Annotated in this window: 21 protein-coding genes; 7 read left to right on the forward strand and 14 right to left on the reverse strand. The window is 72.9% G+C overall.

Annotation, left to right across the window (positions count from 1 at the left end; translation table 11 throughout):
• Window positions 1-129 precede the first annotated feature (129 nt).
• Both IE255_RS06925 and IE255_RS06930 read right to left on the reverse strand, forming a co-directional pair.
• The gene (locus tag IE255_RS06925; RefSeq protein ID WP_190049206.1) at window positions 130-603 is read right to left on the reverse strand and encodes a GNAT family N-acetyltransferase; all 474 of its coding nucleotides are present in this window, start codon (window positions 601-603) and stop codon (window positions 130-132) included.
• Window positions 604-606: 3 nt separating this feature from the next.
• A complete protein-coding gene (locus tag IE255_RS06930; protein WP_031117296.1) occupies window positions 607-1,380 on the reverse strand; it encodes an IclR family transcriptional regulator in 774 nt (257 codons plus the stop codon).
• Window positions 1,381-1,512: 132 nt separating this feature from the next.
• Here IE255_RS06930 and IE255_RS06935 point away from each other — a divergent pair, with 132 nt between their 5' ends.
• The 5 genes from IE255_RS06935 to IE255_RS06955 all read left to right on the forward strand — a co-directional run bounded on the left by IE255_RS06935 (window position 1,513) and on the right by IE255_RS06955 (window position 6,262).
• Window positions 1,513-3,042: an aldehyde dehydrogenase (NADP(+)) gene (locus IE255_RS06935; RefSeq protein ID WP_190049207.1), complete on the forward strand. Its 1,530-nt coding sequence runs from the start codon at window positions 1,513-1,515 to the stop codon at window positions 3,040-3,042.
• Window positions 3,043-3,141: 99 nt separating this feature from the next.
• Window positions 3,142-3,750 (forward strand): DUF1349 domain-containing protein, encoded by a 609-nt coding sequence (locus tag IE255_RS06940; RefSeq protein ID WP_190049208.1) that lies wholly within the window; start codon window positions 3,142-3,144, stop codon window positions 3,748-3,750.
• A 55-nt stretch (window positions 3,751-3,805) separates the two neighbouring features.
• Window positions 3,806-4,312, forward strand: a complete 507-nt coding sequence (locus tag IE255_RS06945) for a GNAT family N-acetyltransferase (protein WP_190049209.1) — start codon at window positions 3,806-3,808, stop codon at window positions 4,310-4,312.
• 75 nt (window positions 4,313-4,387) lie between these two features.
• Entirely contained in the window at window positions 4,388-5,113 is a 726-nt protein-coding gene (locus IE255_RS06950; protein ID WP_190049210.1) for a DsbA family oxidoreductase, read from the forward strand.
• Window positions 5,114-5,209: 96 nt separating this feature from the next.
• Complete coding sequence (locus IE255_RS06955) at window positions 5,210-6,262, forward strand: aminotransferase class V-fold PLP-dependent enzyme (RefSeq protein WP_190049211.1); 1,053 nt, start codon at window positions 5,210-5,212, stop codon at window positions 6,260-6,262.
• Window positions 6,263-6,346: 84 nt separating this feature from the next.
• On the opposite strand, the gene thpD is transcribed toward IE255_RS06955, so the two are convergent.
• The 6 genes from thpD to IE255_RS06985 all read right to left on the reverse strand — a co-directional run bounded on the left by thpD (window position 6,347) and on the right by IE255_RS06985 (window position 11,598).
• Window positions 6,347-7,246 (reverse strand): ectoine hydroxylase, encoded by a 900-nt coding sequence (gene thpD, locus IE255_RS06960; protein WP_190049368.1) that lies wholly within the window; start codon window positions 7,244-7,246, stop codon window positions 6,347-6,349.
• Window positions 7,247-7,262: 16 nt separating this feature from the next.
• Window positions 7,263-7,661, reverse strand: a complete 399-nt coding sequence (locus IE255_RS06965) for an ectoine synthase (protein ID WP_190049212.1) — start codon at window positions 7,659-7,661, stop codon at window positions 7,263-7,265.
• A 42-nt stretch (window positions 7,662-7,703) separates the two neighbouring features.
• A complete protein-coding gene (ectB, locus tag IE255_RS06970) occupies window positions 7,704-8,975 on the reverse strand; it encodes a diaminobutyrate--2-oxoglutarate transaminase (RefSeq protein ID WP_190049213.1) in 1,272 nt (423 codons plus the stop codon).
• 64 nt (window positions 8,976-9,039) lie between these two features.
• Window positions 9,040-9,546 carry a diaminobutyrate acetyltransferase gene (gene ectA, locus IE255_RS06975; protein ID WP_190049214.1) on the reverse strand — a complete coding sequence of 169 codons (507 nt, stop codon included), beginning with the start codon at window positions 9,544-9,546 and terminating at the stop codon, window positions 9,040-9,042.
• 339 nt (window positions 9,547-9,885) lie between these two features.
• Entirely contained in the window at window positions 9,886-10,422 is a 537-nt protein-coding gene (locus IE255_RS06980) for a DinB family protein (RefSeq protein ID WP_190049215.1), read from the reverse strand.
• Window positions 10,423-10,497: 75 nt separating this feature from the next.
• Entirely contained in the window at window positions 10,498-11,598 is a 1,101-nt protein-coding gene (locus IE255_RS06985; RefSeq protein ID WP_190049216.1) for a pyridoxal-phosphate-dependent aminotransferase family protein, read from the reverse strand.
• 131 nt (window positions 11,599-11,729) lie between these two features.
• Here IE255_RS06985 and IE255_RS06990 point away from each other — a divergent pair, with 131 nt between their 5' ends.
• Together IE255_RS06990 and IE255_RS06995 are read left to right on the forward strand one after the other, a co-directional pair.
• The gene (locus tag IE255_RS06990) at window positions 11,730-12,821 is read left to right on the forward strand and encodes an amidohydrolase family protein (protein ID WP_190049217.1); all 1,092 of its coding nucleotides are present in this window, start codon (window positions 11,730-11,732) and stop codon (window positions 12,819-12,821) included.
• A 133-nt stretch (window positions 12,822-12,954) separates the two neighbouring features.
• Window positions 12,955-13,605: a hypothetical protein gene (locus tag IE255_RS06995; RefSeq protein ID WP_190049218.1), complete on the forward strand. Its 651-nt coding sequence runs from the start codon at window positions 12,955-12,957 to the stop codon at window positions 13,603-13,605.
• Between the two features lie 4 nt (window positions 13,606-13,609).
• Here the strand turns inward: IE255_RS06995 and cobC are convergent, their stop codons facing one another.
• From cobC to cobM, 6 genes are read right to left on the reverse strand one after another with little or no spacing between them, the layout of a single operon-like run.
• Window positions 13,610-14,665 carry an Rv2231c family histidinol phosphate aminotransferase CobC gene (gene cobC, locus IE255_RS07000; RefSeq protein ID WP_190049219.1) on the reverse strand — a complete coding sequence of 352 codons (1,056 nt, stop codon included), beginning with the start codon at window positions 14,663-14,665 and terminating at the stop codon, window positions 13,610-13,612.
• Window positions 14,655-15,596 carry a sirohydrochlorin chelatase gene (locus IE255_RS07005; RefSeq protein ID WP_190049220.1) on the reverse strand — a complete coding sequence of 314 codons (942 nt, stop codon included), beginning with the start codon at window positions 15,594-15,596 and terminating at the stop codon, window positions 14,655-14,657. Before IE255_RS07005 ends, cobC begins: the two co-directional genes overlap by 11 nt.
• On the reverse strand, window positions 15,593-16,180 hold the full coding sequence (locus tag IE255_RS07010; RefSeq protein WP_190049221.1) for a precorrin-8X methylmutase: 588 nt from the start codon (window positions 16,178-16,180) through the stop codon (window positions 15,593-15,595). The genes IE255_RS07005 and IE255_RS07010 overlap by 4 nt, the downstream gene beginning before the upstream one ends.
• Window positions 16,177-17,877 carry a precorrin-3B C(17)-methyltransferase gene (gene cobJ, locus IE255_RS07015; RefSeq protein WP_190049222.1) on the reverse strand — a complete coding sequence of 567 codons (1,701 nt, stop codon included), beginning with the start codon at window positions 17,875-17,877 and terminating at the stop codon, window positions 16,177-16,179. The genes IE255_RS07010 and cobJ overlap by 4 nt, the downstream gene beginning before the upstream one ends.
• On the reverse strand, window positions 17,874-19,109 hold the full coding sequence (cbiE, locus tag IE255_RS07020; RefSeq protein ID WP_190049223.1) for a precorrin-6y C5,15-methyltransferase (decarboxylating) subunit CbiE: 1,236 nt from the start codon (window positions 19,107-19,109) through the stop codon (window positions 17,874-17,876). Before cbiE ends, cobJ begins: the two co-directional genes overlap by 4 nt.
• Window positions 19,106-19,924, reverse strand: a complete 819-nt coding sequence (gene cobM, locus IE255_RS07025; RefSeq protein ID WP_190049224.1) for a precorrin-4 C(11)-methyltransferase — start codon at window positions 19,922-19,924, stop codon at window positions 19,106-19,108. The genes cbiE and cobM overlap by 4 nt, the downstream gene beginning before the upstream one ends.
• Window positions 19,925-19,957: the final 33 nt, after the last annotated feature.

A 19,957-nucleotide genomic window follows, 5' to 3' on the forward strand; every position in this document is an offset into this window, starting at 1 on the left:
CCCTCCGGGATCAGCAGCCGTCCGGGATCAGCAGCCGTCCGGGATCAGCAGCCGTCCGGGATCAGCAGCCGTCCGGGATCAGCAGCCGTCCGGGATCAGCAGCCCTCCGGGATCAGCAGCTCTCCAGGATCAGCTGCCGTCCAGGATCAGCACCGTCTCGTCGATCTCGGCTCCCCGGGCCTGCGCGTAGCCCCGGGCCGCGGCCACGGCACGGAACCCGCACTTCTCCAGCACCCGCAGTGACCCCGCGTTGTCCGAAGCCGCCCGGGCGTACAGCGGGCGCTCGGGCACCTCGGCCAGCAGCGCCCGCAGGGCCGCCGTGGCGATGCCCTTCCCCCAGTAGGCGCGGTCGACCCAGTACGTCACCTCGCGTTCGCCCGGCTCCCCGTACACCGCCGCGCTGCCGACCACGTCGCCGTCGGCCAGGACGGTCCGCACCACGGCGGACGAGGCCCGGATCTTCGCCCAGTGGGCGTCGAAGGCGTCCCGGTCGGCGGGGTCCTTGGCGGTGAAGGCCGCCATGTGGAGAGCTTCGGGGTCGTTCATCTGCCGGAAGAAGACCGGCAGATCGCTGTCGTGGACCTGGCGCAGCTCGATGTTCATGCCTCAGAGCCTACGGGTGGCCAGTGTCAGCCGGTCCCGCGCGTCGAACAGCGCGTCCTTCACCAGCTGTTCGTGCGCCGGCGTCAGCCGCGCCACCGGCACCGAGCAGCTGATCGCGTCCCGCGCCGGCGTGCGGTACGGGATGGCCACGCCGAAGCAGCGCAGCCCCAGGGTGTTCTCCTCGCGGTCCACGGCGAAGCCCTGCTCCCGGACCTGGTGCAGCTCCTCGATGAGCTTCTCGCGGTCGGTGATCGTGTTCTCGGTCAGCGCGGGCAGCGTCTCCGGGAGCATCTTGCGGACCTGCTCGTCGGAGTACGTGCTCAGCAGCGCCTTGCCGAGGGAGGTGGAGTGCGCGGGCAGGCGGCGGCCGACCCGGGTGAACGGGCGCAGGTAGTGCTGCGACTGGCGGGTGGCCAGGTAGACGACGTTCGTGCCGTCCAGGCGGGCCAGGTGGATCGTCTCCGTGGTGTCGTCCGAGAGCCGGTCCAGCGTCGGCCGGGCCGCCGCGACGACCTCGTCGCCGTCGATGTACGACGTGCCGACCAGCAGGGCCCGCACCCCGATGCCGTACCGCGTGCCCGTCGCGTCCGTCTCCACCCATCCCAGCTCGACGAGCGTGCGCAGCAGCATGTAGAGACTGGACTTGGGGTACCCGACGGCCTCCTGGACCGACGCCAGGGAGTGCATACCGGGGCGCCCGGCGAAGTACTCGAGCAGTTCAACCGTTCTTACCGCGGACTTGACCTGTGCCCCGCCGCCCGTCTCGCCAGCCGACATCGCCCTTGACCCCTTCGTTCGACGGGAAATAGTCTCCACAGCATATTCATCATCAGAGACAGCGTTCAGTATATCGAACGCCCCTGGTGGATAACCCAGTACTGCGGCATTACATGTGTGGAGGGACCCGCGGTGGCAGCAGCACCAGTCTGGAGTGTCGACCCCCGAACCGGGAAGCAGCGTGAACAGGTTGCGGTGGAGGCCACAGCCCAGGAGGTGGACGCCGCCGTCCGCGCCGCGCACGAGGTGCGCGGCGCACTCGCCGACCGCACGGTCCGCGCGGCCTTCCTGCGCAGCGCCGCCGAGGAGCTTCAGGCGGCCAAGGACGGACTCGTCGAGACCGCCGACGCCGAGACCGCGCTCGGCCCGGTCCGGCTGACCGGCGAGCTCGCCCGCACCTGCTACCAGCTGCGGGCCTTCGCCGACATCGTCGACGAGGGCGCCTTCCTCGACGTCGTCATCAACCACCCCGACGACACCGCGACCCCGCCCATCCCGGACCTGCGCCGCTACAAGGTGCCGCTGGGCGTCGTCGCCGTCTACTCGGCGTCGAACTTCCCCTTCGCCTTCTCGGTCGCCGGCGGCGACACCGCGAGCGCCCTCGCGGCCGGCTGCCCCGTCGTCGTCAAGGCCCACCCGGACCACCCGGCGCTGTCCGAGTACGTCGCCAAGGTGCTGCGCCGGGCCGCCGCCCGACACGACATCCCCGAGGGTGTCGTCGGCCTGGTCCACGGCTTCGAGGCCGGTGTCGAGCTGATCAAGCACCCGCTGGTCGCGGCGGCCGGCTTCACCGGTTCCATCCGCGGCGGCCGGGCCCTGTTCGACGCGGCGGCCGCCCGCCCCGTGCCGATCCCCTTCCACGGCGAGCTGGGCTCCCTGAACCCGGTCGTCGTCACCGAGGCCGCGGCCGCCGAGCGCGCCGAGGCGATCGGCACCGGCCTCGCCGGTTCGATGACGCTGGGCGTCGGCCAGTTCTGCGTGAAGCCGGGCCTGGTCCTCGCGCCGTCCGGCGCCGCCGGTGACGCGCTGCTCAAGTCCCTGACCGACGCCGTCAGCGACACCGACGCCGGGGTCCTGCTCGACCACCGCATGCGCGACAACTTCGTCGCCGGTGTCGCCGAGCGCGCCCAGCTGCCCGACGTCGACTCGCCGGTCACGCCGGGCGCGGGCGGCGAGCACACCGTCAGCGCGGGCTTCCTCACCGTCCCGGCGAGCAGGCTGGCCCAGGAGGGCGAGCACGACCTGCTCCTGGAGGAGTGCTTCGGGCCGGTCACCGTGGTGGCCCGCTACGAGGACGAGGCCGAGGTGAAGGCCGTGCTGTCGCGGCTGCCGGGCAACCTCACGGCGACGGTGCAGCTGTCCGAGGAGGAGGCGGCGGGTGAGGGCCGTGGCGCGGAGCTGCTGCAGGAGCTGACGCCGCTGGCCGGGCGTGTGCTGGTGAACGGGTGGCCGACGGGTGTTGCCGTCGCGCCGGCGCAGCATCACGGGGGGCCGTACCCGGCTACGACGTCGACGTCCACGTCGGTGGGTGGTACGGCGATCGAGCGGTGGCTGCGGCCGGTTGTTTATCAGAACGCTCCGGAGGCGCTGCTTCCGGCGGAGCTGCGGGATGAGAACCCGTTGGGGCTGCCTCGTAGGTTCAACGGGCAGCTGGAGCGTTAGCGCCGTAGGGGTGCGGGTGGATTGCGGGCTGCCGGTTCGTTGTGGCTTGTCGCGCAGTTCCCCGCGCCCCTGAGGGTCGGACCTGGAAGACTGAGTCGAATGGATCTCGAACTTCCCGAACTTCCGTTCCCCCTGCGCACTTACGGGCCCGAGGCGCAGTGGTCCTATGAGGGTGGGGTGCTGACCGGGTGGGCCGGGGCGCGGCAGGATCGGTTCGTTCCGCCGACCGATGAGGGGCTGGACCCCGCCTCCGACGCGCCGCGGCTGCTGGGGGCGCCCGAAGGGGACTTCCAGCTGATCGCCAAGGTCACGGTCGGGTTCGGCGCGGCCTTCGACGCCGGGGTGCTCTACGTCCACGTGGGGGAGCGGGCCTGGGCGAAACTCTGCCTGGAGTACTCCCCGGACGTGCCCACCGTCTGCACGGTCGTCACCCGGGGCCACTCCGACGACGCCAACTCCTTCACCGTCGACGGCAGTTCCGTCTGGCTCCGGGTGAGCCGCACCGGCCGCGCCTTCGCCTTCCACGCCTCCCGCGACGGCGAACGCTGGACCTTCGTCCGCCTCTTCACCCTCGGCGACGAAGAGGAGACGGGCGCGGCCCTCGTCGGCTTCATGACCCAGTCGCCGATGGGGGAAGGCTGCGTGGTGACGTACGACCACATCGAGTTCAGGCCGCACTGGCCGAAGGACCTGCGGGACGGCAGCTGAACCCCCGGCACAGCCGACCGGGAACCGCGCCGCCGCCGGGCACGTCCTCCGCGGCATGATCGAAATGAACCGCCCCGTCGCCTCCCTGGTGATCCGGACCGTGCTGCCCGCCGAGGCCGAGGAGGTCGCCGCGCTGCACCGGCGGGCCCGGGCCACCTACTACCCGGACGGCTTCCCGGACGACGGGGCCGACTGGCGGGCCCGGTGGCGGGAGGCGATCGCGCGGCCCGACGGGCGGGTGCTGTGCGCGGTGCGCGACGGCCGCATGGCCGCAATCGCCTCCTTCCGCAGGCCGGAGGGGGGCCCGGCGGGCGTCGTGGAGCTGTTCCAGTTCCACGTCGACCCGGACCGGTGGCGGTCCGGCATCGGTACGGATCTGCACACCGCCTGCGTGGAGGAGTGGCGCGTCGACGGTGTCCGGGCGGCCGTGCTCGCCGTGCACGCGGGCAACGAGCGGGCGCGGGGCTTCTACGCCCGGCAGGGCTGGGTGCCCGACCCGGAGCATCCGGCCCGCCCGGACGATCATCACCTCCGGCTGCGCTTCACGGTGCCGGGGGAATGAACCGCGCTGCTTGAACGTTCATGCACCCGGCGGAGGGAGTCTCCGTCTCCGTACGACCTGGAGAGAGCCGGACACATGCGCGTCGAGATCTGGAGCGACATCGCCTGCCCCTGGTGCTACGTGGGCAAAGCCCGCTTCGAGAAGGCGCTGCGGGACTTCCCGCACCGCGACGAGGTCGAGGTGGTGCACCGCTCCTTCGAGTTGGACCCGGGCCGTGCCAAGGACGACATCCAGCCCGTGATCACGATGCTCACCAAGAAGTACGGGATGAGCGCCGCGCAGGCCGAGGCCGGTGAGGACAACCTGGGCGCCCAGGCCGCCGCCGAGGGGCTCGACTACCGCACCCGCGGCCGTGACCACGGCAGCACCTTCGACATGCACCGCCTGCTCCACTTCGCCAAGGAGCAGGGCCGTCAGGAGCGGCTGCTCGACCTGCTGTACCGGGCCAACTTCGCCGAGGAGCGCTCCGTTTTCAATGATGATGAGCGCCTGGTGGAGCTGGCCGTGGCCGCCGGGCTGGAGGCGGAGGCCGTCCGTGCGGTGCTCGCCGACCCCGGCGCCTACGCCGACGACGTACGCGCCGACGAGCGCGAGGCCGCGCGGCTCGGTGCGAGCGGTGTGCCGTTCTTCGTTCTCGACCGCAAGTACGGCGTCTCCGGCGCCCAGCCCGCCGAGGTCTTCACCCAGGCCCTGATCCAGGCGTACGGCGAGCGCGCGTCCCTGACGATCGTCGACAGCGCAGACGGCGCCGACGGCGCCGACGCCTGCGGGCCGGACGGCTGCGCGGTGCCCCAGCGCTGAAACGCCCAGCTCGGGGCGTACGTATAAGCGCTCCTTAGCGACATCACGCAGAAATCGGCAATGGACGGGGGGATCCCGGGGCCGCAGAGTGGTCCCATGGAGACCTTCGAGAACCTCGTCCGTGCCGAGTTCGCCCCGAAGCACACCTACCTCAACACCGCGAGCAACGGGCTCCTGCCCGCCCGTACCGTCACCGCCCTCGAGCAGGCGGTGCGGATGCGCGCCGACGGCACGCCCCTCGGTCCCCTGTACGAGAACGTGGAGACCGTCCGCGCCTCCTTCGCCCGGCTGGCCGGCGTGCCGGCCGAGCGCGTCGCGACCGGGGCCTCGGTCGCCGAGTACGGCGGGCTGATCGCCGCCTCGCTGCCCGCCGGAGCCGAAGTCCTCACGGTGGAGGGCGACTTCGCCTCGCTGGTGAACCCGTTCCACGTGCGCGGCGACCTCAAGGTGCGCGCCGTGCCCCTGGAGCGGCTCGCCGAGTCCGTCCGGCCCGGCACCGCGCTCGTCGCGGTCAGCACCGCCCAGTCCGCCGACGGCCGGCTCGCCGACCTGCCCGCGGTGCGCGCGGCCGCCCGGGCGCACGGTGCCCGCACCTACGTCGACGCCTCCCAATCGGCCGGCTGGCTGCCGATGGAGGCCGACGCGGACGACTTCCTCGCCGCCGTCGGCTTCAAGTGGCTGCTCGGGCCGCACGGGGCCGCGTTCTTCGTCGCCCCGCAGGACTTCGGCGGGCTCACACCGCTGCTCGCCGGGTGGGCCGCCGGTGAACTCCCCTGGGACAGCTGTTACGGCCCCGTCGAGCAACTCGCCCATTCTGCACGGCGGTTCGACATCAGCCCGTCCCTCTTCACCTACGCGGGGCTGCGCGCCTCCCTGGAGCTGATCGAGGAGATCGGCGTCGACGCCGTGCACGCCCACGACGTCGCCCTCGCGGACCGCTTCCGCGCCGGGCTCGCCGAGCTGGGCCACGAGCCGGTCCCCTCGCCGGGCTCGGCGATCGTGTCCGTGCCGGGGCTCGGCCACCGGCAGGGGGAGCTGAGCCGGGCGGGCATCCAGGTGTCCGACCGGGCGGGGAATCTGCGGGCCGCGTTCCACCTCTACAACACGGCGGCGGACGTGGACCGACTGCTGGACGTCCTGGCCGCATGACACAACCGGGTGGGGCCTCCCGTCCCACACGAGGAGGCCCCACCCGGCAGCTGTGTCACACGGTCACTTCACCGGCGAGAACGGTCACCGCACCGGCGTGAAGTCCCGCGCCCCGATGAACTCCGGTCGCCGCACCGGCGCCGCGAACGGTTCCACCGCCGGGTTCTCCACGCTGTTGAACACGATGAACACGTTGCTGCGCGGGAACGGCGTGATGTTGTCGCCGGAGCCGTGCATGCAGTTGCAGTCGAACCAGGTCGCCGAACCGGCCCGGCCCGTGAACAACTTGATGCCGTGCTGCGAGGCCAGCTGGGTCAGCGCCTCGTCGGACGGCGTGCCCGCGTCCTGCATCTGCAGCGACTTCTTGTAGTTGTCCTTCGGCGTGGCCCCCGCGCACCCGAGGAACGTCTTGTGCGACCCCGGCATGATCATGAGCCCGCCGTTGGTGTCGTAGTTCTCGGTCAGCGCGATCGAGACCGACACCGTGCGCATCCGCGGCAGACCGTCCTCGGCGTGCCACGTCTCGAAGTCCGAGTGCCAGTAGAAGCCACTCGCCCCGAAGCCCGGCTTGACGTTGATCCGCGACTGGTGGACGTACACGTCCGAGCCGAGGATCTGCCGGGCCCGGCCGACGACCCGCTCGTCGCGCACCAGCTCGGCGAACACCTCGCTGATCTTGTGCACCTCGAAGACCGAGCGGATCTCCTTGGACATCGGCTCGACGATCGACCGCTCGTCGGCACGGATGTCCGGGTCGTTCACCAGCCGGTTCAGCTCGTTGCGGTAGACGGCGACCTCGTCGTCCGTGATGAGCTGGTCGATGGCGAGGAAGCCGTCGCGCTCGTAGGACAGCAGGTCGGCCGGATCGATCGGGCCGGGCGCGTCCGGCGCGCCCCAGACGACCGGATCCTGACGCGGGGTCAGCACCTCGGTGGCGCCGCGACTGGGATAGAGGTCGGGGAGACCGGTGGTGGTGTCGGTGATGGTCGTCATGGAAACGTCACACCTCCTCGGTGAGCAGCGGGTATACGCCGTTCTCGTCGTGGTCCTCCCGTCCGGTCACGGGCGGGTTGAACACGCAGAGGCAGCGGAAGTCCTGCTTGACCCGCAGCGTGTGCCTCTCGTGCCCGTCCAGGAGGTACATGGTGCCGGGCGTGATGGTGTACTTCTGCCCGGTCTCGTGGTCGGTCAGCTCGGCCTCGCCCTCCACGCAGACGACGGCCTCGACGTGGTTCGCGTACCACATCGACGTCTCCGTACCCGCGTACAGGACCGTCTCGTGCAGGGAGAAGCCCACCTTCTCCTTGGCGAGGACGATGCGTTTGCTCTCCCACGTGCCGGACGCGGCCTTCACGTGCCGGTCGGTGCCTTCGATCTCCTTGAACGAACGGACAATCACGGTGCTGCGATGCCTCCTAGATGGGTGGTGCCGGTCGGTCGGTCAGGCGGTCTCGCGGACGGCGCGGGCCAGCGTGGTCAGCCCCTCGTCCAGTTCCTCGGGCGTGATGGTGAGGGCGGGGAGCAGCTTCACGACCTCGCTCTCCGGGCCGGACGTCTCGATGAGCAGCCCGAGTTCGAAGGCGCGCTTGGCGATCTTGCTCGCGCGGGCCTTGTCGTGGAACTCCATGCCCCACACCAGGCCGCGGCCCCGGTACTCCTTCACGTCGGCCAGGTTCTCCTCCGTGATGGAGATCAGCGCCTGCTCGACCTGCTCGCCGCGCTTGCGGGTCTGCTTCTCCATCGCGGAGCCGTCCGCCCAGTACGTCTCCAGGGCCGCGGCGGCCGTGACGAAGGCGGGGTTGTTGCCGCGGAAGGTGCCGTTGTGCTCGCCGGGCTCCCAGACGTCGAGCTCGGGCTTGAACAGGCAGAGCGACATGGGCAGGCCGTAGCCGCTGATCGACTTGGAGACGGTGACGATGTCCGGCGTGATGCCGGCCTCCTCGAAGGAGAAGAACGCGCCGGTACGGCCGCAGCCCATCTGGATGTCGTCGACGATCAGCAGCATGTCCTGCCGCTCGCACAGCTCGGCCAGGGCGCGCAGCCACTCGGGCCGGGCCACGTTGATGCCGCCCTCGCCCTGCACGGTCTCGACGATCACGGCGGCCGGCTTGTTCAGGCCGGAGCCCTGGTCCTCCAGGATCCGCTCGAACCACAGGAAGTCCGGGACCTGGCCGTCGAAGTAGTTGTCGAACGGCATCGGCGTGCCGTGCACCAGCGGGATGCCGGCGCCGGCCCGCTTGAAGGCGTTGCCGGTCACGGCCAGCGAGCCCAGCGACATGCCGTGGAAGGCGTTGGTGAAGGACACGATCGCCTCGCGCCCCTTCACCTTGCGCGCCAGCTTCAGCGCGGACTCCACGGCGTTGGTGCCGGTCGGGCCCGGGAACATGACCTTGTACGGCAGGTCACGCGGGCGCAGCAGCAGGTTCTGGAAGGTCTCCAGGAACGTGCGCTTGGCGGTGGTCGACATGTCGAGCCCGTGCGTGACGCCGTCCCGCTCCAGGTAGTCGATCAGCGCGCGTTTCAGGACGGGGTTGTTGTGCCCGTAGTTCAGTGACCCCGCTCCGGCGAAGAAGTCGAGGTACTCATGGCCGTCCTCGTCGTACATGCGGCTGCCCACCGCACGGTCGAAGACGGTGGGCCAGCCGCGGCAGTAGCTGCGCACTTCGGACTCAAGGGTCTCGAAGACACTCAGGTCGGGCTGGGTGATGGTCACGACGAATCGCTCCTCGGTACGTGGGGGAAGTCTGCGAAGTCTGCGGGGAGTCGGGGGGGAAGTCTCAGTGGGGCAGCGGGCCGATGCGGTACAGGACCTCGGGGTCGTGCGGCCCGTCGGGGAACAGGCCCGTGTCGAACAGCACCTCGCGCTCCAGCCGGGCGCCGTGACGCTCGGCGAAGGACGTGAACAGGCGCTCCGAGGCGGTGTTGCCCGGAGTGATGGTGGTCTCCACCGTCGTCACCCCGCGCTCGGCGACGGTCCGCGCGACCAGACCGTCGAGCAGCGCGGCTGCCAGCCCGCGCCCGCGGTGGGCCTCGTCCACCGCCACCTGCCAGACCAGCAGGGTGCGCGGGCTGTCCGGCCGCACGTACCCGGTGATGAAGCCCATCGGCTCGCCGTGCTCGTCACGCGCTACGGCCGACGTGGCCGCGAAGTCGCGGCACCACAGCAGATAGCTGTAGGACGAGTTCAGGTCGAGAACCTTCGAGTCCTTCGCCATCCGCCACAGTGCGGCTCCGTCAGCCACCGTGGGGCGGTCGATTTGCGGATCTGCTTGTACGGCAGTCATGCGAATTGAACTTACCCAGCGAAATTCAAAATTGCATCGCCGGTTGGGGTTACGTATGAGCGTGGTCTGTGTTATCGCGCGGGCGCGAGGGTGAAGGTGGGGCGGCGGAGAAATGCCCGATCTTGTCCGGGTAATACCGGGCAAAATGGTCACAGTGTGTAACGCGTCACAGCCGTGTAACCCCCACGAGATCCCCCCGAATTACCCCGCCGAGTGTCCTCAAAATCTGCGCGTTTAGGACGGAGAAAAGCGGGCAGAAGAATACGGGAAGCTGTTCTTGAAAGAATTCCTAATTGTGTGCCAGCTTACATATGGGACAGTCCGGAAAGCACCTGGAATTCAGACACCGGTCACTCCGTCGATACGTTCCCGCAGGAGATCGGCGTGACCGTTGTGCCGCGCGTACTCCTCGATCATGTGAATGAGCACCCAGCGCAGACTGACCTCCATCCCGGGCACCGGCCCCCCGGCGACCCGCCCGACGTGCTCCAGCGGCAGCCCGGCGCACAGCTCCCGCCCCCGGGCGATCTCCCGCCGCCAGATCCCGAGCGCCTCGTCGAGCCCCCGGCCGGGATCCAGCGCGTAGCCGCTCTCGTCGTCGAACACGGGCGGCACGTCGAGGCCGCCGGCCACCCGCTGGAACCAGTTCCGCTCGACCTCGGCGAGATGCTGCACCAGCCCGAGCAGCGTCAGCGACGACGGCGGGGCCGACGGGGTCCGCACCTGCGCGTCGTCCAGCCCGGCACACTTCAGCCCCAGCGTGGCCCGGTGGAAGTCGAGCCAGCTCTCGAGCATGGCCCGCTCGTCGCCGGTGAGGCGGGGGACCGGGCGGCCGTCGGGGAGGGCGGCGGTGTCGGAAGGCGTGTCGGTGGTCATGCGGGGAGCATGGCACGGGTCAGAGGCGTCGCCGTGTGCTTCCCTTCGCCGACCGGCGTCATCCAGCCGCGGCGGCTACCGCCACGCTGCCTCGGCGGCTCGCAGTGCCCCCTCCACATCCACCGACAGCCCCTTCTCGGAGAGCGCGACCCCCAGCGCCGCGAGACTGGCCCGCACGGCCCCCGGCGTCGCATCGGCCCCGTAGTGGTTGACCCGGATCATCTCCTTGGCCAACGCACCCCCGCCGGCGGCGACCGGCACCGCCGGATCCGCCTCCAGCGCCCGCGCCACCAGCTCCGACGCCACCACCCCGGCCGGCGCCCGCAGCGTCGTGGCGACCGGCGCCGCGTCCCGGGCCTCTTCCACAAACGGCTCAAGACCGCCCCCGAGCGCGACCGCCCCGGCCCGCGCGGCCGCGGCGGCGGAGGCGTGCCGCGCCATCACCGCGTCGAGACCCACCGCCTCGATCCGCTCCACACACGCCTCCAGCGCCAGCATCTCCAGCTGCGCGGGCGCGTGCAGCAGCGCCCTGCGGCCGCCGTCGATCCACCGCTCCTTCCAGTCGAGGAGCGACAGATACGACCGGCGCGGCGCCTTCGGGTTCGCCGCCATCCGGGCCCAGGCCCGCTCGCTCACCGACACCGCCGACACCCCGGCCGGACCGCCCATCGCCTTCTGCGCCCCGATCACGCACAGGTCCACGCCCCACGCGTCCGGCAGCACCGGCTCGGCGCCGATCGACGCCACCGCGTCCAGGTAGAACAGCGCCCCGTGCGCCCGCACCACCTCGCCGATCTCCGCCACCGGGTTGGTGTTGCCGGTCGCCGCCTCCGCGTGCACCAGGGACACGAAGTCGATCTCCGGGTGCTCGGCGAAGGCCTGCCGGATCTGCTCGGCCGTCACCGCCGTGTGGAAGGGCACCGCCAGGTCGACCACCGTGGCACCGCAGTCCCGCAGCCAGTCGCCGAAGGTCTGCCCGTACGGCCCCGTGATGACGTTCAGCGCCGTCGTGCCCGGACCGGCCGTGGCGCGGATCGCGCCCTCCAGCGGCAGCAGCGCCTCGCCCTGCATGATCACGACGTCCTGCTCGGTGCTCAGCAGCCGCGCCACACGGTCCTCGATCGCGGCGAAGCGGTCCGCGCCGAGCGGGGCCAGGTCCAGAAACGGATGCGTCACGGCAATGCTCTCTTCACTCACAGGTTCGACGGCATCGAGGGTAACCGGCGGTCATCGCCCCCCTGCGCGGCGGAGCCCGCGGACACCGGGCCCCTTCAGGCCGCGCCTGTCGGCTCACTAAGGTGCGTGACATGAGCGATCACGCGGTGCTGCACGTGAGGGGACGGGTGCTCGTCGGGCCCGAGGACGTCCGGGACGAACTGTGGGTGGTCGACGGCCGCGTCTCCTACGACCGTCCCGCCGGCGCCCGCGACATCCGCACCGTCGAGGGCTGGGCCCTGCCCGGCCTCGTCGACGCGCACTGCCACGTGGGGCTCGACCGGCACGGCGCGGTCCCGCAGGACGTCGCCGAGAAGCAGGCGCTGACCGACCGGGACGCGGGCACGCTGCTGATCCGCGACGCGGGCTCGCCCTCCGACACCCGCTGGGTCGACGACCGCGACGACCTGCCGAAGATCATCCGCGCCGGCCGGCACATCGCCCGCACCCGCCGCTACATCCGCAACTACGCCTGGGAGATCGAGCCCGAGGACCTGGTCGCCTACGTCGCCCAGGAGGCCCGGCGCGGCGACGGCTGGGTGAAGCTGGTCGGCGACTGGATCGACCGCGACCTCGGCGACCTGTCGGCCTGCTGGCCCCGCGGGGCGGTGGAAGCGGCGATCGCCGAGGCGCACCGGCTGGGCGCCCGGGTCACCGCGCACTGCTTCGCCGAGGACTCCCTCCAGGACCTCGTCGAGGCGGGCATCGACTGCATCGAACACGCCACGGGCCTGACCGAGGACCTGATCCCGCTGTTCGCCGAGCGGGGCGTCGCCATCGTCCCGACCCTGGTCAACATCGCGACCTTCCCGCGGCTCGCCGACGGCGGCGAGAGCAGGTTCCCGCGCTGGTCGGCCCATATGCGGCGGCTCCACGAACGCCGCTACGACACCGTCCGCAACGCCTACGACGCCGGGATCCCCGTCTTCGTCGGCACCGACGCCGGCGGCGGCCTCGCCCACGGCCTGGCGGCGGCCGAGGTCGCCGAACTGGTCACCGCCGGCATCCCGCCCGTCGAGGCCCTGGCGGCGGGCACCTGGCGCGCCCGCACCTGGCTCGGCCGGCCCGGCCTGGACGAGGGCGCCCCGGCCGACCTGGTCGTCTACGACGAGGACCCGCGCACCGACGTACGCGTCCTGGCGTCGCCGCGCCGGGTGGTGCTGAACGGGCGCGTGGTCGGGTAACCGCGGGGAACGTCGTCCCGGCACGCCGCCGGAGCTGACCTCCGGGCCCCAGGTCCCCGGATGGCAGGGCACGGAGACCTCTGGAAGCGTGGAACGCGGAAGGGGGGCGGACTCTGCCGGGCGGGAGGTCCCCATGCGCATCGCACCCCTGGCCGGACTGGTGGCCGTCGTCCTGACCCTCGTCGGCTTCCTGCTCCTCGGCGACACACCCGGCTACGACGCCACCGGCTCCGAGGTCAGGGCGTTCTACGCGGACCACGAGGTCCGGACCGGCGTGAGCCTGTACCTGCTGGTGCTGGCGGCGGTCTTCTTCGTCTTCTTCGCCGCGCACCTGGCCCATGTCGTCCGGGACGTCCCGGCCGGCGGCGGCTGGCTGCACCGGGTGGTCCTGGGCGGCGGGCTGCTGCTCGCCCTCGGCTTCCTGACCGGCTCCGCGCTCACCCTGGCCCTGGTGGACCTCGCCGACGAGCCGACGGCGTCCGGCCCGGCGCTCCAGGCCCTCAACACCCTCAACGAGGACTTCTTCATCCCCTTCGTCGCCGGCCTGGGCGTGATGCTGCTGGGCGCCGGCCTGGCCACCGTCCGCGCCGCGGTCAGCCCCCTGCCCCGCTGGCTGGCCTGGGCCGCTGTCGTGATCGGGGTGCTGGTCTTCGTCCCCTGGGCCGGGTTCTTCGCCTTCATGGCCGGCGGCCTGTGGATCGCCGTCACGAGCGTCCTGCTGTTCCTCCGCCCCCAGGACGGCGCCCCGGCCGAGACCGTCACGGCCGGGGCCGCCCGCAGATGAGCCGTCAGCGCTCCAGCGCACGCTCCAGCGCCCGGAGGAAGCCGTCACTCGTCCCCCGGTCCCGCACCGCCAGCCGCAGCCACTCCTCGCCCAGACCGGGGAACGTGTCGCCGCGGCGCACGGCATAGCCGAGGTCGCGCAGGCGCCGCCGTACGGCGGACGCGTGCGGCAGGCGGACCAGGACGAACGGGCCCTGCGCGGGCCCGGCCACCCGCAGCCCGGCCGGGGCGAACCGGGCCAGGCCCGCCAGGAGATGGGCCCGGTCCGCCGCGATCCGGTGGGAGGCGTGGGCCGCCTCCGCCAGCGCCCGCGGCCCCACGCACGCCTCGGCCGCGGCCAGCGCCGGCGTGGACACCGGCCACAGCGGCTGCGCCCGCTCCAGCTCCTCGACGGTCTCCGGCGCCGCCAGCACGTACCCGATCCGCAGCCCGGCAAGACCCCACGTCTTGGTCAGGCTGCGCAGCACCACGAGACCGGGCACGTCGACCCGGCCCGCCAGGGCCTCCCGCTCGCCCGGGACGGCGTCCATGAACGCCTCGTCCACCACCAGCACCCGCCCGGGCCGGGCGAGGGAGGCGATCGCGTCCGCCGGGTGCAGCACCGATGTCGGGTTCGTCGGGTTGCCGACCACCACCAGGTCCGCGTCCTCGGGGACGGCCGCCGGGTCCAGCCGGAAGCCGTCCTCCTCGCGCAGCAGCACCCGGTCGACCGTGTGCCCCGCGTCCCGCAGCGCCGCCTCCGGCTCCGTGAACTGCGGATGCACCACGACCGGCCGCCGCACCTTCAGCGCCCGCGCCAGCAGCACGAACGCCTCCGCCGCGCCCGCCGTCAGCAGCACCCGCTCCACCGGCAGGCCGTGCCGGCCCGCCACCGCCGCGCGGGCGGCCCGCCCGTCCGGGTAGGCCGCGAGCCCGCCCAGCGACCCGGCGATGTGCTCCCGCAGCCACGCCGGAGGTGTGTCCGCGCGGACGTTCACCGCCAGGTCGACGAGCGAGCCGCCGTCGTCCCGGACCTCCGCGTCCCCGTGGTGCCGCAGATCGGGCCCGTCCTCAGTGGGCATGCGAGTGCGCACCGTGGTGGTGGCCGTGGCCGTGGCCGTGCCCGTGGTGGTGATGCCCGTCGTCGTCCGGGTGGAAGTGCGGCTGCTGCGGCATCCCCACCTTGTCCTCGAAGCCCGGCAGCGCGATGCGGTACACGCACGAGTCGCAGTTCATCCGCAGATCGCCCTTGAGGGCCTCCTCGTACCGCTCCCACACCAGGTCCAGCAGCTCCGGCTCCGGACCGATGACGTCGGCCGAGCGCACCTCGACCTCCGGGTGCGCCGCCGCCCAGCCCTCCGTCTGCTGCCGCACCCGGTCCGGCAGGATGCCGGTGAACAGGAAGTAGGGGAGCACCACGATCGTGCGCGCGCCCAGCCGCACGCACCGGTCGAGCCCGCTCGGCACGTCCGGCGCCGCCAGCGACACGAACGCCGTCTCGACCCCCGCGTACCCGCGCCCCTCCCACAGCAGCCGCGCCGCCTTGTGCACCTCGGCGTTGGCGTCCGGGTCCGTCGACCCGCGCCCCACCAGCAGCACCGTCACGTCGGAGCGGTCCCCGGGCGTACGTCCGGAGCCGGCGCCCAGCGCCTCGTCCAGCCGCCGCTCCAGCACGCTCAGCAGCGCCGGATGCGGGCCGAGCGGACGCCCGTACGTGTACGAGATGCCCGGGTGCCGTTCCTTCTCACGCGCCAGCGCCGCCGGGATGTCGCCCTTGGCGTGCCCGGCCGACACCAGCATCAGCGGTACGGCGGCGAACCTCCGTACGCCCTGCTCCACCAGCTCGGTCACGGCCTCGCCCAGCGGCGGCGGGGACAGCTCGATGAAGCCGCCCGCGACGGGCAGTCCGGGGTGCCGGGCCCCCAGCTCCCGTACGAAGTCGCGGAACGCCTCGGCTCCGGCGTCGTCCCGGGTGCCGTGGCCGGCGATGAGCAGGGCGGGCGGGGTGGTCACAGTTTCTCCTCGGCGGAAGTGGGGTGATACAGCAGGGCGTTGAGCGCGGCCGCGGCGACCGCCGACCCGCCCTTCTCGGACACGTTGCTCACGGCCGGCAGCCCGCTCTCGCGCAGCGCGGCCTTGGACTCGACCGCGCCGACGAAACCGACGGGCAGTCCGATGACGAGCGCGGGGTCGGCGTCCAGGGTCAGCAGCTCCTCCAGCGCGGTCGGCGCGTTGCCGATCACCCAGAGGGCACCCGGGCCGACCTGCTCGTAGGCGAGCCGGATCGCGTGCGCGGACCGGGTCAGCCCCGGTCCGGACTCGGCGTCCTTCAGGCGGCAGACGGTCTCGCGCCGGGTGATGCCGGCCCCGACCATCTCCACGTCCACGACGACGGGCGCCCCGGCGTGCAGCGCGGCGTGCGCCTTCTCCAGGTCGGCCTCGGCCATGACGAGGTCGGTGGCGTAGTCGAGGTCGGCCGCGGAGTGGATGACCCGCTCCACGACCGCCCGGGTCAGCGGCGGGAAGTGCGAGGTGTCCAGCCGGGCGCGCAGCCGCCGGTAGGACTCCACCTCGATGGGATGCACGACGCGGTTCACTCGGCGCCCTCCTGCGCTGTCTGCCAGCGGTAGCCGCGCGGCGTCACCATGCGCCCGGCGATCTCCCGGGTCGCGGTGTTGCCCACGGTCACCACCGTCATCATGTCGACCGTCGCCGGGTCGAGGGCGCCCAGGGTCGTGAGCCGGCTGGACTCGTCCGGCCGTGAGGCGTTCCGTACGACACCGACCGGTGTCTGCGGCTTCCGGTGCTCGGCGAGGATCGCCAGGGCCTTCGGGAGCTGCCAGTCGCGGCCGCGTGAACGGGGGTTGTAGAAGGTGACCACGAGGTCCGCCTCGGCCGCCGCCCGCACGCGCCGCTCGATGACCTCCCAGGGGGTGTGGAGGTCGGAGAGGCTGATCGACACGTGGTCGTGGCCGAGCGGCGCACCGAGGATCGCGGCCGCCGCGAGGGCCGCCGTCACCCCGGGCACACCGACCACGTCGATGTCGTCGGAGGCCTCGGCGAGCGCGGGGGAGGCCATGGCGTACACGCCCGCGTCCCCGCTGCCGATCAGCGCGACGGCCTGCCCCTTGCGGGCCTCCTCGACGGCCGTGCGCGCCCGCTCCTCCTCGGCCCCGAGCCCCGACTCCAGGATCCGCGTGCCGGGCCGCAGCAGGTCCCGGATCTGGTCGACGTACTGGTCGAGACCCACGAGCACGGCAGCGCGCCGGAGTTCGGCCTTGGCACGCGGCGTCAGCAGGTCCCGGGCGCCGGGCCCGAGCCCGACCACCGCCAGGCGCCCGCGCCCGGGCCGCCGTACGACGGCACAGGTCGCCATCGCCGGGGTGCCGTCGGCGCGCTCCGACTTCCGCTTGGGCACGAGGAGTTCGCCGCCGCGCAGGAGCGCCGAGGCCTCCGCGACGGAGGGCGTGCCGACGGCGGCGAGGGGCGCGTCGGACGGGTTGGGCACCTCGACCCCGGACAGTTCCCTGGCGGGGTACGTCACCAGCGGCACCCCGAGCCGCCGCGCGGCCTCGACGATGCCGGGCTCCCCGGCCTTGGCGTCGACGGTGGTGAGCTCGGCGAGGCTGCGGGCCGACAGCCCCGCCTCCCGCAACGCCGTCTCGACCAGCCCCAGCACCTCTTCGGCGGGCACGCCCGAGGAGGCGCCCACCCCGACGACGAGGGACGGGGGCCGCAGCACCACTTCCCGCTCGGCCGCCTCGACGAGCCGGTCGGTCAGCCGGATCGTGTACGCCCCCTCCGCCGTGACCGGGAGCGGCGGCAGCGGCCAGGCCACCTCGGCCCGCAACGCCACCGCCTCGCCGTCGAGCAGTGCCCGCGACACCCCGGCGACATCGCCCTCCACGGGGAGGCCGAGCGTGTCCAGCCCGGGCAGGTCCACGGCGTCCGTGGCCGTGGTCACGACGGGCTCGGCGCCCAGCACCTCACCGACCTCGCGGGCCAGTTCGTTGGCGCCGCCTCCGTGCCCGCCGGCCAGCGACACGGCGAAGCGCCCGCCCTCGTCGACGCAGACCACACCCGGGTCGCTCGCCTTGTCCGCCAGCAGCGGGGCGACGATCCGTACGACCGCGCCGGTCGCCAGGAAGCACACGAGCTGCTCGCACTCCGCGAACGCCCGCCGGACGGCGTCCCCCACGGGTCCTTCGTACACGCGGGTGCGGTCCGGCCACGCCGCGGCCAGCCGGTCCCGCGCCGCCGCCCCCGCCGCGGTGGCGGAAATGAGGCCGATCACTGGGCAACTCCCTCACGATCCAGGGGCTCACGGACGCCCCACAACAGGAAAACCGGATTGGTCGCCGCCAGCCGGGACACCTCACCCGGCAGCGGCGCGAGCCGGGACGACTGCAACAGCACCCCGTCGCAGGAGAACCCGGCGCTCGTCAGCGCCTGGCGCGCGGCCGGCACCCGGTCGAGCGCGGCCATCGCGACGACCACCGCGCGCCGGGCCCGCCGGGCGCACGCGGCGACGATCGCGGGCAGCTCCCGCCCGCCGCCCCCGACGAACACGGCGTCCGGGTCGTCGGCGAGCTCCTCCAGCGCGGCCGGCGCGGCGCCGTGCACCACGCGCACGTCCACGCCGTGCGCGGCGGCGTTGGCGCGGATGCGCTCCACCCCGTCGGGCGCCTTCTCCACGGCGACGACCGCCGCCCCGAGCCGGGCGCACTCCACGGCCACCGAGCCGGACCCCGCGCCCACGTCCCACACCAGGTCGCCCAGCCGGGGACCCAGCCGGGCCAGGGCCAGCGCCCGCACCTCGAACTTGGTGATCATCGAGTCCCGGTGCGCGAACTCCGCCTCGTCCAGGGCCCAGCCGGCGGGCCGCTCCCCGGGCCCCGCGACCGTCCGCAGGGGGCCGAGCGCCCGCGCCTCGTCCAGGCACAGCACCACGTTCACCGCCGTGCCCCAGTCCCGGGCGGCGGCCTCGGCGGGCGTCACCCGCTCCACGCGCTCGTCCGCCGAGCCGAGCCCGGAGGCGACAACCAGCACCCGGTCCCAGCCCGCCAGGGCCGCACCCAGCTCGGCCGGACCGGCACCCGGCCCGGTCAGCACGGCCGTCTTGGCCCGCGCCCGGCACACGTTGACGGCCGTCCGCAGCCGACGCCCATGGGCGCTCACCACCACGGCGTCGTCCCACGGCAGCCCGACCCGCGCGAAGGCGGCGGCCACGGACGACACCCCCGGCCGCACGTCCAGCAGCTCCGGCCCGAACCGCTCGGCCAGCACCCGGACGATCCCGAAGAACCCAGGGTCCCCGGAGGCCAGCACCACCACCGGCCGGTCCTTCGCGACGTACTCCCCGATGGTGTCGAGGGCAGGCGCGAGCGGCCCGAGCACGACCCGCTCGGCGCCGTCCGGCAGCCGGGCGGCGTCCAGATGCCGCCGCCCGCCCACGACCAGCTCGGCACCAGCGAGGACGTCACCGGAAGGCGCCGCCCCCGTCCCCGTGCCGATCACCGTGATCACGTACTCGCCCCCCGCTCGCGCAGCGCCCGGCGGGCCTGAGGGTCGGCCTTGCGGTAGCCGTGGAAGTGCCCCGGGTGGTACAGGTGCGAACGCGTGCCGTGGGCGTCGAGGGCCGGGCCGACCAGGAACAGGGTGTGCTTCCAGAGCTTGTGCTCCTTGACCGTCTCCTCCAGCGTGCCGATCGTGCACTTCACGACCAGCTCCTCCGGCCAGGTCGCCTGGTACGCGACCACGACCGGGGTCGTCGTCGGATACCCGCCCTCCAGCAGCTCCCGCACCAGCTGCCCGCTGCGGGCGGCCGACAGGAACACCGCCATGGTGGTGCCGTGCTTGGCGAACTCGCGCACCTCCTCCCCGGGCGGCATGGGCGTCTTGCCGCCGCCCAGCCGGGTCAGCACCACGGACTGCGCGACCTCCGGGATGGTCAACTCGCGCTGCGCCAGCGCCGCCACGGCGGAGAAGGACGACACACCGGGCACGACCTCGGTGGCGATGCCGATCCCGGCACACCGGTCGAGCTGCTCCTGCGTACCGCCCCACAGGGCCGGGTCACCGGAGTGGATACGGGCGACCTTCAGACCCTCGCCGTGGGCCCGCTCGTACACGGCGACGACGTCCTCCAGGGACATGGCCGCCGAGTCGAGGATCTCCGCGTCCGCACGCGCGTGCTCCAGGACCTCGGCCTGGACCAGGCTGGCCGCCCAGATCACGACGTCGGCCTCGGCGATGGCGCGCGCGGCGCGGAACGTCAGCAGGTCGGCGGCGCCGGGGCCGGCACCGACGAAGGTCACTTTGCCGGCGGGGGCGTCGGCCATGGGGTTAGGTCCTCTCGTACAGGGATTTGACGG

Source organism: Streptomyces lomondensis (assembly GCF_014651035.1).
In the GTDB taxonomy this organism is placed as follows: Bacteria; Actinomycetota; Actinomycetes; order Streptomycetales; family Streptomycetaceae; genus Streptomyces; species Streptomyces lomondensis.